The 12,747-nt window shown below is 58.4% G+C and carries 11 protein-coding genes; 3 read left to right on the forward strand and 8 right to left on the reverse strand.

The features are described from left to right. Positions 1-32 precede the first annotated feature (32 nt). Positions 33-2,528 (forward strand): fimbria/pilus outer membrane usher protein, encoded by a 2,496-nt coding sequence (locus tag AC236I_RS05650; RefSeq protein WP_404677240.1) that lies wholly within the window; start codon positions 33-35, stop codon positions 2,526-2,528. Between the two features lie 16 nt (positions 2,529-2,544). Beyond that, positions 2,545-3,651, forward strand: coding sequence for a fimbrial protein (locus AC236I_RS05655; RefSeq protein WP_015585901.1), 1,107 nt, complete (start codon positions 2,545-2,547; stop codon positions 3,649-3,651). On the opposite strand, the gene AC236I_RS05660 is transcribed toward AC236I_RS05655, so the two are convergent. Genes AC236I_RS05660 through AC236I_RS05690 form a run of 7 tightly spaced genes read right to left on the reverse strand, consistent with a single transcriptional unit; the run spans position 3,648 to position 10,610 of the window. Further along, on the reverse strand, positions 3,648-4,613 hold the full coding sequence (locus tag AC236I_RS05660) for an ABC transporter ATP-binding protein (protein ID WP_290330845.1): 966 nt from the start codon (positions 4,611-4,613) through the stop codon (positions 3,648-3,650). The two genes, AC236I_RS05655 and AC236I_RS05660, sit on opposite strands and share 4 nt — an antisense overlap. Next, positions 4,606-5,592 carry an ABC transporter ATP-binding protein gene (locus AC236I_RS05665; RefSeq protein WP_004866715.1) on the reverse strand — a complete coding sequence of 329 codons (987 nt, stop codon included), beginning with the start codon at positions 5,590-5,592 and terminating at the stop codon, positions 4,606-4,608. Before AC236I_RS05665 ends, AC236I_RS05660 begins: the two co-directional genes overlap by 8 nt. Beyond that, the gene (ddpC, locus tag AC236I_RS05670) at positions 5,589-6,485 is read right to left on the reverse strand and encodes a D,D-dipeptide ABC transporter permease (protein ID WP_032724284.1); all 897 of its coding nucleotides are present in this window, start codon (positions 6,483-6,485) and stop codon (positions 5,589-5,591) included. Before ddpC ends, AC236I_RS05665 begins: the two co-directional genes overlap by 4 nt. Further along, entirely contained in the window at positions 6,486-7,505 is a 1,020-nt protein-coding gene (locus tag AC236I_RS05675; RefSeq protein WP_004866710.1) for an ABC transporter permease, read from the reverse strand. It lies immediately after the preceding gene. A gap of 54 nt (positions 7,506-7,559) precedes the next feature. After that, positions 7,560-9,116 (reverse strand): ABC transporter substrate-binding protein, encoded by a 1,557-nt coding sequence (locus tag AC236I_RS05680; RefSeq protein ID WP_370313329.1) that lies wholly within the window; start codon positions 9,114-9,116, stop codon positions 7,560-7,562. A 2-nt stretch (positions 9,117-9,118) separates the two neighbouring features. Then, positions 9,119-9,703, reverse strand: coding sequence for a D-alanyl-D-alanine dipeptidase (gene ddpX / locus AC236I_RS05685; protein WP_004866705.1), 585 nt, complete (start codon positions 9,701-9,703; stop codon positions 9,119-9,121). A gap of 37 nt (positions 9,704-9,740) precedes the next feature. After that, positions 9,741-10,610 (reverse strand): MurR/RpiR family transcriptional regulator, encoded by an 870-nt coding sequence (locus tag AC236I_RS05690; protein ID WP_004866702.1) that lies wholly within the window; start codon positions 10,608-10,610, stop codon positions 9,741-9,743. A 316-nt stretch (positions 10,611-10,926) separates the two neighbouring features. Here AC236I_RS05690 and AC236I_RS05695 point away from each other — a divergent pair, with 316 nt between their 5' ends. Then, on the forward strand, positions 10,927-11,688 hold the full coding sequence (locus tag AC236I_RS05695; protein WP_004866701.1) for a transporter substrate-binding domain-containing protein: 762 nt from the start codon (positions 10,927-10,929) through the stop codon (positions 11,686-11,688). 47 nt (positions 11,689-11,735) lie between these two features. On the opposite strand, the gene AC236I_RS05700 is transcribed toward AC236I_RS05695, so the two are convergent. Beyond that, entirely contained in the window at positions 11,736-12,638 is a 903-nt protein-coding gene (locus AC236I_RS05700) for a LysR family transcriptional regulator (RefSeq protein ID WP_268650847.1), read from the reverse strand. Positions 12,639-12,747 lie beyond the last annotated feature (109 nt).

Consider the following 12,747-nt stretch of genomic DNA (forward strand, 5'->3'; position numbering starts at 1 on the left):
AGTCCCCTGTAATTCTTCACGGCTATTCCGTGATGGCGACCCCGTTCGGGGATTCCCGATTGATCGCAAGCCTGCCGCCGCTGCTCTGTTTATTGTGTCAGAGCGCCCGGGTATCGGCGGATGATTACTTCGATCCGGCCGCCTTAGAGTTTGCCAGCCCGCAGCAAAAAATGGCGGACTTGCACTATTTTGCTAAATCCGGTGGCCAACAGCCCGGGGTTTATTCGGTCAACATCTGGGTGAACAACCAGGACGCCGGTCAGGGGGCCATCACCTTTGTGGAGGAAAATGGGGCGCTGCAGCCGGTTTTAACCGTCGCGCAACTGGCCGAATTGGGTGTGAACGTCAGCGCCTTTACCGCATTTAACACGCTGCATGACGGTGAAACTTTCACCCGGATTGAACACTATATTCCCGATGCCAGCAGCCGCTTTGATTTCGCCAGCCAGCGTCTGAATATGCGTATTCCTCAGGCAGCGATGAACACGCAAAGCCGCGGCTATGTCGATCCGGTGCGCTGGGATGACGGGATCCCGGCGGCGTTTGTTAATTACAATTTGACCGGAGCGCAAACTCGCCAGTCTGATACCCGCATCCAGTCAAGCTATCTGAATTTACGCAGCGGGGCGAACCTGGGGCCCTGGCGCTTACGCAATATTTCGGCGATGCAGTACGATCGGCAGTATCGCTGGCATTCCCAAACCACCTGGCTGCAGCGAGATGTGAAATCACTCAACAGCCTGCTGCGGATTGGCGATACCTTCACAACCGGCGATGTATTCGATAGCGTGCCATTTCGCGGCGTACAGCTGATGTCTGACGATGAAATGCTGCCCGACAGCCAGCGGGGTTTTGCGCCGGTGATTCGCGGTATGGCGCACAGCAATGCCAAAGTAACGGTCTCGCAGCACGGCTACGTTATCTATGAAACCTTCGTCTCGCCGGGGGCCTTTGCCATCAAAGACCTCTACCCGACGGCACAAAGTGGCGATCTGGATGTGCAGGTGAAAGAGAGCGACGGGTCGGTTCGGACGTTTACCCAGCCTTATTCCGCCGTGCCGTTTATGCTCCGGGAGGGGCGAAGCAAATTCAGCCTTAGCGGCGGGCGCTATCACGCCGGTCAGCATCAGGTTCGATCGCCGGAATTTGTGCAGGGAACGTTCTTTTATGGATTACCTGCGGCGTTGACTTTATACGGCGGTACTCAGCTGGCGCAGAATTATCAGGCCTGGGCGTTGGGGGCCGGGCGGGGATTTGGTGAGCTGGGATCGCTGGGCGGCGACGTCACCTGGGCCAGCACTACCGCTCCTTCCAGCACGCGCTCCGTGGGGCAGTCGTTTCGCGTGCAGTATCAGAAAGATTTTGTCCGGACCGGCACCTCTTTTAGCCTCGCCAGCTATCGTTACTCGTCGAGCGGCTATGACGACTTTAGCGAGGCCAATGCGCTCGAAAGCCCGGACGGACAGCTTGATCACAAACGTAGCCGGGAAGAGCTCTCCGTTGCCCAGGCGGTTGGTTCTCTCAGTAGTCTGGCCATTTCTGCTTACTCGCAGCACTACTGGCACAGCAGCGGCCACGATGAAACGGTGCACCTGGGGTTCTATAGCGCCTGGAAAGGGATCGCGTGGGGAGTGGGCTATTACTACACGCAATCTGCCGATCATGATCAAGCGGACAGCGCCTGGTCATTTAACCTCAATATTCCGCTGGGTGGCCCGCTGGCGGACAGCTCCCTGAGCTACAGCACGACCTCCGATAACAATGGGCACACTTCGCAGCAGGTTTCGATGTATGGCTCGGTGCCACATCGTCCTCATCTCTATTATTCCGTTCAGCAGGGGTACGCTAATGCCGGGCAGGGGAGCAACAGTAGTGCCGCTCTGGATTACCACGGTGGATACGGCAGCGCCCAGCTGGGTTATCGCCATGACCGCGTAAGTCACCAGCTGACCTGGGGAGCCGCCGGCTCGCTCGTGGCGCATCCCTACGGCGTGACATTAGGCCAACCGGTTGGCGACAGCTTTGCTATCGTTCGGGCGCCCGGCGCGGCGAATGTGGCCATTCAGAACGGGAGCAATATCCACACCGATGGGCGGGGCTATGCCGTGGTGCCGACCTTAACGGTGTACCGAAAAAATACCCTGACCCTGGATACTGAATCGATGACCAACGACACCGATGTCGATCTACAAGGGCAAACCGTGATTCCCGGCGGCGGCGCGATAGTCCTGGCGAACTACCGGACCCATATCGGTAATCGCGTGCTGTTTACCCTCCACGACAGGAACGGGGCGATTCCGTTTGGCGCCAGCGTACATTTGCACCCCGAAGGGGACGACACCGGGGCGGCAGCGGGAGGCATGGTGGCCGATAGCGGCCAGGTGTACCTCAGTGGGATACCGGAAGAGGGTACGCTCGACGCGGACTGGGTCGATAACAACATTTCGCGGAAATGCTCGCTACATTTTCATCTTTCCGACCGTCAGCAGCAGAATGCGGTGAAAACTGCGGCGGGTCTTTGTTTGTAAACCGAGGAGAAAAGCCATGTATTACGGCTTTCGTTTAGTCGCGTTGCTGTGCCTGTTATTGTCGGCAATCTATAGTCAACCCGGATGGGCCGAGAGCTGCGGCGGTCGCGTAGGACAGATGACGATTAACGTGCCGAACATTCGCTATTTGCCGACGCTACGCGCCGATACGCAGATGACCAACGCAATGGCCGATAGCGGCGGCGGTATTCACTTCGTTTGCGATCTGCAGCTGCCCGGCGCCAGCTGGAAACGTATTGTGTACCGGCAGATCAACACGGCCGGCTCGCCGCGAATCATTAACGGCCAGCATGTTTATGCCTCCGCGCTCAGCGGGATGGGCTATTCGTTGGGCTTTCAGTGCGGCGGCGGTCCTGTTCACTATATTGACGGCAGCAATGCACCCGCTGGAAGTGAATCCGTGACGGTTTGCGAGAGTTCACAGCTGTCAACGCTGCTTGCCCAGCGGGAGGTGGTGGTGAAGGCGTATATCACCTTTTATAAAACCGGCGATGTCGCGTTGGTCAGCGGCAACCACGCCAGTGTCCCGGGGCTGCCGCAGGTAGGAAATTTATACATCGAGGAGCAGGACAGCAGCCGCACCGCCCGAACGGCCAGCGCGCCGGTGAGTATCGACCTCGCTGCGCTCAACGTGGATATCGGCGCCAGCGGTAGCTGTCAGGTGGCTCGCCCGACGATTAACGTTAATCTGGGTACGGTCAATAAAGCGGAATTCAAAGGCAAAAGCACCGCCGCCGGGGTGGCGCAGACCTTCAGCATCCCGGTCTCTTGCACCACGCCCACCGATATCCGTATTGGTTTTTTTGGCGTGACCGCCGATCCCGGCGTCAGCGATACCCTGGCGCTGGAAAAAGTCGACGGGGCTGCGAGCGGTGTAGGAATCGAGCTAAGCTATGGCAACAATCCCGCGCCGGCGCCCTCTGCGGGAACCCCGGTGAAAATCAACGAATCCAGCAACCTGCCGGTTCTTAAGCACATTGCGGGCGGGAACGCCGCCGCGGCCGAAAGCATCAACTTCACCGCCCGATACGTGCAAACGGGAGATGTCGTGACGCCCGGACGGGCTAACGGTCTGGCGACCTTCGCGCTCGAATACAACTAGAGGGCCTTCCCGGCGTTGAGCGGCTGACCGATTAGCGCTTCCGCCTGCCAGCAACGGGCCGCGGTCCCGTTATCCGACGGGCGTAGCGGCTGCGGTTTCTCGCAGCCCGCGCCGGCGAACGGACAGCGATCGCGGAAGTAGCAGCCCTCGGGCAGATGGCGATTGCCGGGTAATTCCGTGTTGCGCGGCGCTTCGCCCAGCGCTGAGCCGATACGCGGTACCGAATCCATCAATAGCCGGGTATAGGGATGGGCCGGGTTATCGAGGACCTGACGCGCCTCGCCCATCTCAACGATTTGTCCGAGATACATCACGGCGACGCGATCGCTCATATGGCGCACTACGGACACGTTATGCGAAATCAGGACATAGGTCAGGTTCTGCTGTTTTTGCAGCTCGACCAGCAGGTTGAGGATCTGCGCCTGTACCGAAATATCCAGCGCCGAGGTCGGCTCATCCAGCACGATAATATCCGGCTTTGCCGACAGCGCGCGGGCAATGGCAATGCGCTGGCGCTGGCCGCCGGAAAACTCGTGCGGCAGGCGGTCGAGATACTCCGGGCGGATACCTACCTGCAACGCCAGCTGCTCAGCCAGAAGGCGTCGGGCCTGTTCACTGGGGCGCGACTGGATCCACACCGGCTCGGTGATAGTGCGCCAGACCGGTAGCCGTGGATCCAGTGAGGAGAGCGGATCCTGAAACACCATCTGCATACGCCCGCTGCCGGACGTCGTCGCGCGCTCAAACTGGCCGTGAGAGGGCTTAAGCATGCCCATCAGCAGCTTTGCAAGGGTACTTTTCCCACAGCCGGACTCGCCGACGATACCTAAGGTTTCACCGCGATACGCCGTGATATCCAGCCCGTTTAGCGCATATACCCGTTCGACGACTTTGCCGCGCCAGTTCTTACGCGCCGGGAAGTTAAGATGAACATCGTTCAGTTTCAGCAGCATCTCAGACATGCGTTTTCTCCCGTTGAGGGTACCAGCAGGCCGCCTGCTGCCCGGTCTGTTCTATCGGGCGGAGCACCGGCGTGATGCCGCAGCCCTCGCCGGCGGCAAAGCAGCGTTCGCGAAAGGCGCAGCCGCCCGGTAATCGCGCCAGATTCGGCACCGTGCCGGGAATTGAGCGCAGCAGCGAACGCGGCTCGCCGTTATCCGGGGCGCTGTCGAGCAGGCCGACGGAGTAGGGATGCAGAGGCTGATGCAGCACCTGCTGTGTTAATCCGCTTTCAATCACCGCGCCGGCATACATGACGTACAGCCGATCGCAGATCTGTGAAACCACCGCCATATCGTGGCTGATAAACAGCACCGCGGTGCCCGTGGCCAGCGCTTTCTGTTTTAGCAGGCGCAGCACCTGGCGCTGAACGGTCACGTCCAGCGCGGTGGTCGGTTCATCGGCAATCAGCAGGTCGGGCTCGCAGGAAAAGGCGATGGCGATCATCACCCGCTGGCGCATCCCGCCGGAGAGTTCGAAGGGGTAACGCTCCATCACCCGCTGCGGATCGGCGATCTGCATATCCGCCAGCAGCGCCACCGCCCTGGCGCGCGCCTCGCGGGCAGAAAGGGGACGATGCTGACGAATAACGTCGACCATCTGCTTGCCGATTCGCCGCGTTGGATTCAGGGCGGTCATCGGCTCCTGAAAAATCATCGCCACCCGACGGCCGCGGATATCGCGCATCTCTTGCTCTGAAGCCTTGAGAATATCGTTTCCCATCAGCGTCACCTGACCGCTGTGAATCTGATAGCTTGCCGGCGGCAGCAGACGCATCGCCAGCATAGCGGTGACGGATTTGCCGGAGCCCGATTCCCCCACCACGCCGACGATTTCGCCGCGGTCAATATGCATCGAGACCGCGTTCAGTACATGTACTTCCCCCTGGTAGACGGGGAAGCTCAAACGGACGTTGTCGATTGTCAGAACCCGATTACTCATGCGTTGCGTCCTCCGGACTTCGGATCGAGTAAATCCTGGATCCCGTCCCCAAACAGATTAAAACCGACGGCGGTGATCAGGATCGCCGCTCCCGGGAAGGCGCAGTACCACCACTGATCGAGGACGTAGTTGCGACCGTTTGCCACCATCGCGCCCCACTCAGCGGTAGGCTGTTGCGCGCCGAGGCCGATAAAGCCCAGCGTTGCCGCCATCAGAATGGCGCTGCCGATATCCAGCGATGCCTGCACCACCAGCGGCGGCAGGGCGTTGCGTAAAATATGCCAGCTGATCAGGTGCCAGCGGGAGGCGCCGAAGGTTACCGAAGCTTCGACGAAGCTGTGCTGGCGCACCACCAGCGTCTGTCCCCGCGCCAGACGGACATAAAACGGAATACGCACAATAGCGATCGCCAGCATGGCGTTGAATAAGCTTGGGCCTAACGCGGCGGCCAGCGCCATCGTCAGCACCAGCGAAGGGATCGACAGCATGATATCCATCAGCCGCATGATCAGCGCATCGCTGCGTCCGCCGAGCACGCCGGAAAGGCAGCCCAGCAGCGAACCGCTGATCCCGGCGATCAGCACCACCGCCAGGCCGGCGGCGATCGATTGCTGGCTACCGATCAGCACCCGACTGAACAGATCGCGACCGACCTCGTCGGTACCGAACCAGTGGGACAGCGACGGCGCCTGCAGACGGGCGGTGAGATCGATTGCGTTGGGATCGTGCGGTACCAGCCACGGCGAGAAGATCATCAAAAACAGCATGATCAACATAATGGCGCCGCCGATCAGCGTCAGCGGGCTTTTGCGTATCAGCCACAGACGGCGCTTCCACACGGTGTTGCGGCGGGTTTTTTCGATAGCGCCGGGGCGTTCCTGGGTCATCATCACTTAGTTTTCTCCCCGACCCATGCGCGGGTCTATCCATAAATAGAGCAGGTCGACGAGCAGATTGACCAGCACGTAAGCAAAGGACACCACCACGGCAAAGCCCATCACCGCCGGGAAATCGAGCGCCTGAATAGAGGAGACGACGTAGGCGCCCATTCCGGGCCAGGCAAAGACGGTTTCGGTCAGCACCGCGCCGTACAGCAGATCGCCCAGCGCCAGCCCCAGCACCGTGACTGAGGGAATCAGCGCGTTAGGCAGCGCATAGCGCATCACGATGGTCCATTTTGGCAGGCCGCTGGCCAGCGCCGTGCGGATATAATCTTCACTCAGCTGCTCCAGCATGGCGGAGCGAATTTGCCGGGCGACAATCCCCAGGTGGACGAACGCCAGCGTGGTTGCCGGCAGAATCAGATGCTGCAGCGCGTTAAAGAACACGTCGATGTTGCCTTCCAGCAGCGAATCGATCAGATAAAAGCCGGTCACGCGGGTGGGCGGGTCAAACCAGTCGTCAAGGCGCCCGCTGCCGGGCAGCCAGTCCAGTTTGCCGTAAAACAGGACAATCACTCCCAGCCCCAGCCAGAACGCCGGGGTCGAGATTCCGGTCAGCGCCATCAGGCGAACCAGGTGATCGGTCCAGCGGTTGCGATATACCGCCGAAAGTACCCCCAGCGGAATGCCGACCACCAGCGCGATAAACAGGGCGCAGATCGCCAGTTCGAGCGTGGCCGGGAAAAAGGTCTTTAAATCTTCCAGCACCGGACGCCCGGTACGGATGGAGGTCCCCAGATCGCCGTGCAGCAGGGCGTTGACATAATGGAAAAACTGCTGCCATAACGGCAAATCCAGCCCCAGCTGCTGGCGGATATGGCGGACGATTTCGTCGCTCGCGCGATCGCCTGCCAGCAGCCGCGCCGGATCGCCGGGAATGAGGTGCGAAATAATAAAGGTGATCACGCAGACGCCGGCGACGACGAGGACCAGCCCCCAACTGCGTTGTCGAATTAAACCCCAGAAACTCATGATGACGCCCTCTGCCGGGCCCGCGACGGCCCGGCATCACAAGGTTAAGATGCGCTATTTGTGCATATCGGCAATATTGAAAATCTGCTCAAGCATCGGGTTGAAGACGAAGCCCTTGACCTCTTTATTCATCGCCACCTGGTAGTTCTTCTGGAACAGATAGACGTAGGCGGCCTCATCGATAACGGTTTTCTGCGCCGCCTGATAATCCCGGGTGCGTTCTGTCTGGTCGGTAGTGGCGACGGCCTGTTTGAGCAGCGCGTCAACCTGCGGGTTGGCATAGAACGAACGGTTGCCCGGCAGCCCTTTTTTATCTGACTCGAACCAGTAGTTCATGAACATATAGGGGTCGGCGAAATCCGGGCTCCAGTTGCCGATAGCGATATCGTAATCCCCTTTACCAATGCGCTCGCGCATGGTGGCGTTAGCCAGTTTTTCCAGCTTCACCTGGATGCCGAGGGTTTGCAGATTTGCCTGGGTGGAGAGCGCAATCGGCTCCCAGTTCGGGTCGTTATCGGAGTAGAGGAACGACAGGGTTTTTGGCTTATCGGCGACGTTGGCCAGCGCGGCTTTGGCTTTATCCATATCAAGGGAATACTGCATCGCGCTCGGGTCAAAGCCCCACATACCGTCGGGGATTGGGCCGCGCATCTGTTTGCCGTTGCCGCCGAGAATGCCGTTGACCATCCCTTGATAATCGGTGGCCCAGGAGACGGCGCGGCGTAAATCGACCTGATTCATCGGCGCTTTGCTGTTGTTGAGATACAGGTAGGTCACGCGTAGCGCCGGATAGTCATACACCGCCACGCTATCCTGCTTCTTCAGGGCAGCAAACTGGTCGACCGGCAGCGCATCGGCAATATCCAGATCGCCCTTGGTCAGCTGCAGACGGCGGGCGGCGCTTTCACCAATAATCTTCACCGTCACGCGTTTAAAGGTCGGCTTCGTGCCGCTGAAGTGCGGGTTGGGCACCAGCACCAGCTGCTGGCCTTTCTGCCAGCGCTGCAGCATATAGGCTCCCGAGCCGGCGGTGTGTTCCGCCAGCCAGGCGCGGGCGTCATCGGCGGCGTTGGCCTTCAGGACCGCCGGGTTGACGATCGACGCGCCATCATTGGCCAGGGTGTGGAGGAACGGAGCGAACGAGTCCGGCAGGATGAAGCGCACCGTGGCGGGATCCACGGCCTCAATTTTCAGCCCGCTCGGGAAGGCTTCCGAAGGACCTTGCTTAATGCGCATCAGGCGTTCGAAAGAGAGTTTTACCGCTTCGGCGGTGACCGGCGTGCCGTCGTCAAACTGCATGTTTTTGTGCAGTGAAAAGGTCCAGGTTTTACCGTCATCAGAGACCTGCCAGCTTTCGGCCAGGTCGCCCTCGACGTCCGTTGAGCCTTTCCCGTCCTGGGTTTTGTATTTGACCAGCCGCTGATAGGCCGGGTAGGTGACCGTCCAGTCGTTATTATCAATAGTGACGGCCGGGTCGAGCGTCTGCGGATCGGCGGCTTTACCGATGACCAGCATATCTTTGGGCACGGCAGCATAAGCCGGGGCGATAGCCGCTGCCAGCGCAACGGCCAACAGCAGCGGGCGAAAACCGGTAAAAGAGGTGCGACTCATATTCATGGAATGACTCCGTCAGTGTGAGCGGGGGACAGGCAGGCGAAAACATCGTCAAGGAGCGGATAACCGGCCGCATCCGGTAATTCGAAGTGCCACCATTCCGTGGAAATACCCTTAAAGCCGCCGCCAAACATAATGGCGTTCAATAGCAGGCGGTTACGTTGGGCGGCCTGGGGAACCGCCGGGTGATAAGGGTGAGAGAGATCGTCCATCTCATCGAAGGCGGTGCCCATATCCAGCGGCTGGCCGTTTTCGTCGATTAACGTCACATCAATAGCGGTACCGCGGCTGTGGTTCGAACCGAGTGCAATCGGCACCACGTAGTCCTGGTTCGGACAGGCGTTCCACAGCAACTGCTGCGCCTGCTGCGGACGATAGGCATCGAGAACCTGCAGATTCAGGCCCGCCAGCTGCGCGATGCGCAGGGATCTCTCCAGCGCCGCCGCCGCATCCGGGTGCAGCAGGCAGCGGGCTTCGGCATAGATGGGCTGGCCGGTAATGTTATCGGCGCTGGCGTACTTGAGATCGATAGCCAGCGCCGGAAAGCGCGCGCGGATATCGACCAGAGTGACTTGCTGATTCATCTGTTGTTTCCTGTCCTGGAGCCTGACGAGCAGGCGCTTATTCACGTTCAAATTGACCAAATTCCTGCTGCAGCGCCCGGTTTTCGGCCAGCCGGCGCGACAGCGTCGGGCCGAGTTGCTCGACGACCGCGGAGAGCAGCAGGTTGAAAAGACAGCTGATTGGGGCGAGGGAATCCCAAAAATGACCTGTATCGGTTTTGACCTGCAGCAGATCGACCGGATAGTCGCGGGCCCACGGACACCAGATATCGGTGACCAGCGCGGTGGCAATGCGCCGCTCGGCGGCAACCCGACAGAACTGGCGGGCGGTGCTGGAGTAGGCGCGGGTATCCGTCAGGATGATGTAAGGGTGTGCGTATTCGGAGTTCAGCGACTCCAGCCAGCTACCGGAACTGCCGTCGGCATAGGTCACGCGCGGGCGCAGGTATTCGAGATGGCTAAAAAAGCTGTTGGCGATGCCTCGCGTGGACTGGATCCCGAGCACAATCACCGTATCGGCCTGGGCGATCCGCGTGCTGACCCGGGCGAAGGTCTCTTCCTGCGCCAGCTGATAAACATAGCGGATCGCATCCAGCTCCATCTGCAGCGACAGGCTGGCGCGATCGGGCTGGGTTTGCTGCTGCGCCCAGGAGTCGAGGCGGTCGATGACGCCCCAGTGTTTATAGGGCGCCGGGGTATGATCTTTCAGACCGTTTTTGACGTCGTCGAGGTTGCGATAGCCGAGTTTGCGCAGGCAGCGGCCGACGGTGATCCCGCTGGTACCGGTCGCCAGCGCAATGCTATCGGCCGTTTCATAGGGAATATGTTCCCGATGGCTCAGTAGCCAGCTGCCGATGCGTTTTTCACTTGGCGTCAGCTGACTAAATATCGACTCGATGGTGCGAAACAGCCTGGAGTTATCGTTCATACCCGCCTCTCAATGAGATTTCTCTCTCATGAACCCGCATTGTGTTACTCAACTAACAAAGCACGATGCATGCCATCTGTTCCGGAAAACCGTTTTTTGCGGTATCACTGGGAAAATGCGCGAGGCAGGCGAACAAAGAGCGTATATTTTCGCCAGAATATGCACAAAGAAAGTGCAACGTTTCCTGGTTGTGCATCACAAAAATAAAACATACGATTAACAATGTTGTAATCTGTGCAACAAATGAGCAGAAAATAAAGCGCGCTGGAATCGTGCAAAACCTTCACAAAACCCACGTATTGATAAGGATGATGGTATGAACTTAAAGGTCTGTCTGACCTTCGTACTCGCGAGTATTGCCTGCGGTAGCCAGGCGCGGGATCTGCAGGCGATTCAACAAAGCGGTGAGTTGAAAGTGGGCGTTCCGGGCGACTATGCTCCGCTGGCGTTCCACAACGAAGCGGGCGAACTGCGTGGTTACGACGTGGATATGGCAAAGGATCTGGGGCAGAAGCTGGGGCTTAAGGTCACCTTTGTGCTGACCAGCTGGCCGACGCTTTCCAGCGATCTGAAGGCCGATAAGTTTGATATTGCGATGGGCGGTGTCACTGAAACCCCGGAACGGGCTAAAGATTTCGCCCTCAGCCATCCGGTGGTGGCAAACGGAAAAATCGCCCTGGCGAACTGTATGGCGGCCCCGGCACTCGGCAGCCTGGAAAAGATTGACCGCCCCAATGTGAAAGTGATTGTTAACCCGGGCGGCACCAATCAGAGCTACGTCGATGCTCATCTCAAACATGCGCAGATTATCAGGGTCAAAAATAACGTCGATAATCTCGAGGCGTTACGCCAGAAAACCGCCGATATGATGGTCACCGACCTGATTGAAGGCGTCTATTACGAGAACAAAGAGCCCGGTGTCTTCTGCGTCGCGACGGATAAACCCTTCCCGGGCACCGCCAGTTTTAAAGTCTATATGATGAACAAAGATAATCAGCCGCTGCTGGAGAAGGTGAACCGCTGGCTGGACAGTCAGGATAAAAATATCCTCAAACAAAAATGGAAGATTCACGAATAGGTGCCGGCGGCCGGGAGTAAGCGTCAGATTTTTCCGCCCTGCGGCCTTTAGCCTTTTCGCCCTTTCACGCGAGTGCGGACGGTATCCCGCATCGCGCGAATTAACGTCTCTTTGCTGCGCCCGCGGCGAAAGATCAGCGAAAAGGGAGCCTGGTAGCCATATTCTGTCGGCAGCAGGGCGCGCAGCTTTTGCGCTTGTACCCACGGCAGCGCATAGTGCTCCGGCAGATAGCCGATATATTTGCCGGACAAGATGAGCATCAGCTGTGCTTCCATACTTTCGGCGCTGGCTTCGCTCTGCTTAAAGCCTTTACGCCCCAAATCACTGTTGCTCCAGTAGCTGCGGGTGACCATCCGCATCGGCGAAATCAGCGCTTCCGTCAGATGTTTAACGGTAAAGAGCGGGTGCTTATCGCCGCAGTAGAGCCAGTTTTGTTCGCGATAGAGCGGATGAGAAATCACGCTGTTGGCCTGAAGTGAGAAGGTCCCGACGGCGAGATCCAGTTCGTTATTCAACACGCCCTGTAAAAGCGCGTTCGGACTTCTGACCTGCAGGTTTATCTGTACCCGCGGGAAGCGTTCGCTGAATGTCGCAATAATATCGCTCATGGGCAGCATCGGATCGGTAATCGTAGAATCGATGACGCCAAGATTAAAGATCCCGGTTTGCTCGCCCCGCAGAGTGGCCGTATTGCGTTCGAAATCCTCCAGCGAATTCAGCAAATCGATGCTTTGCTGAAGGACGGTTTCCCCTTTTTCCGTCAGCGAAAATCCGCCTCTGCCACGGCGACACAGAATGATTCCCAGCTTCTCTTCAAGCTCACTCATATAGTTGCTGATGGCCGAAACCGTCAGGTTAAGCTCCTGCTGGGCGTTGGCGTAGCCCTGATATTTTGCGACGGTGATAAAAACGTGTAACAGGCGCAGATTGGGAAATTTGCCCACTGACATAGGGGAATACTCCACTGTAAGTCCCGGGTTTTGTTTTTATTTTTCTAAACTAATTTTTTGGCTTTGACTATTTTTTCTCTGTACTACGTTCCGCAGTATCTCTTTATCG

The sequence above is a fragment of the Klebsiella sp. Sb-30 genome, from assembly GCF_057652795.1.

Bases quoted from the DNA above. Each gene is read 5' to 3' on its own strand.
- AC236I_RS05650 (WP_404677240.1), top strand. From the start codon at position 33: ATGGCGACCCCGTTCGGGGATTCCCGATTGATCGCAAGCCTGCCGCCG.
- AC236I_RS05700 (WP_268650847.1), bottom strand. From the start codon at position 12,638: ATGTCAGTGGGCAAATTTCCCAATCTGCGCCTGTTACACGTTTTTATC.
- ddpX (WP_004866705.1), bottom strand. From the start codon at position 9,703: ATGAATCAGCAAGTCACTCTGGTCGATATCCGCGCGCGCTTTCCGGCG.
- AC236I_RS05665 (WP_004866715.1), bottom strand. From the start codon at position 5,592: ATGAGTAATCGGGTTCTGACAATCGACAACGTCCGTTTGAGCTTCCCC.
- AC236I_RS05680 (WP_370313329.1), bottom strand. From the start codon at position 9,116: ATGAGTCGCACCTCTTTTACCGGTTTTCGCCCGCTGCTGTTGGCCGTT.
- AC236I_RS05690 (WP_004866702.1), bottom strand. From the start codon at position 10,610: ATGAACGATAACTCCAGGCTGTTTCGCACCATCGAGTCGATATTTAGT.
- AC236I_RS05675 (WP_004866710.1), bottom strand. From the start codon at position 7,505: ATGAGTTTCTGGGGTTTAATTCGACAACGCAGTTGGGGGCTGGTCCTC.
- AC236I_RS05660 (WP_290330845.1), bottom strand. From the start codon at position 4,613: ATGTCTGAGATGCTGCTGAAACTGAACGATGTTCATCTTAACTTCCCG.
- AC236I_RS05655 (WP_015585901.1), top strand. From the start codon at position 2,545: ATGTATTACGGCTTTCGTTTAGTCGCGTTGCTGTGCCTGTTATTGTCG.
- AC236I_RS05695 (WP_004866701.1), top strand. From the start codon at position 10,927: ATGAACTTAAAGGTCTGTCTGACCTTCGTACTCGCGAGTATTGCCTGC.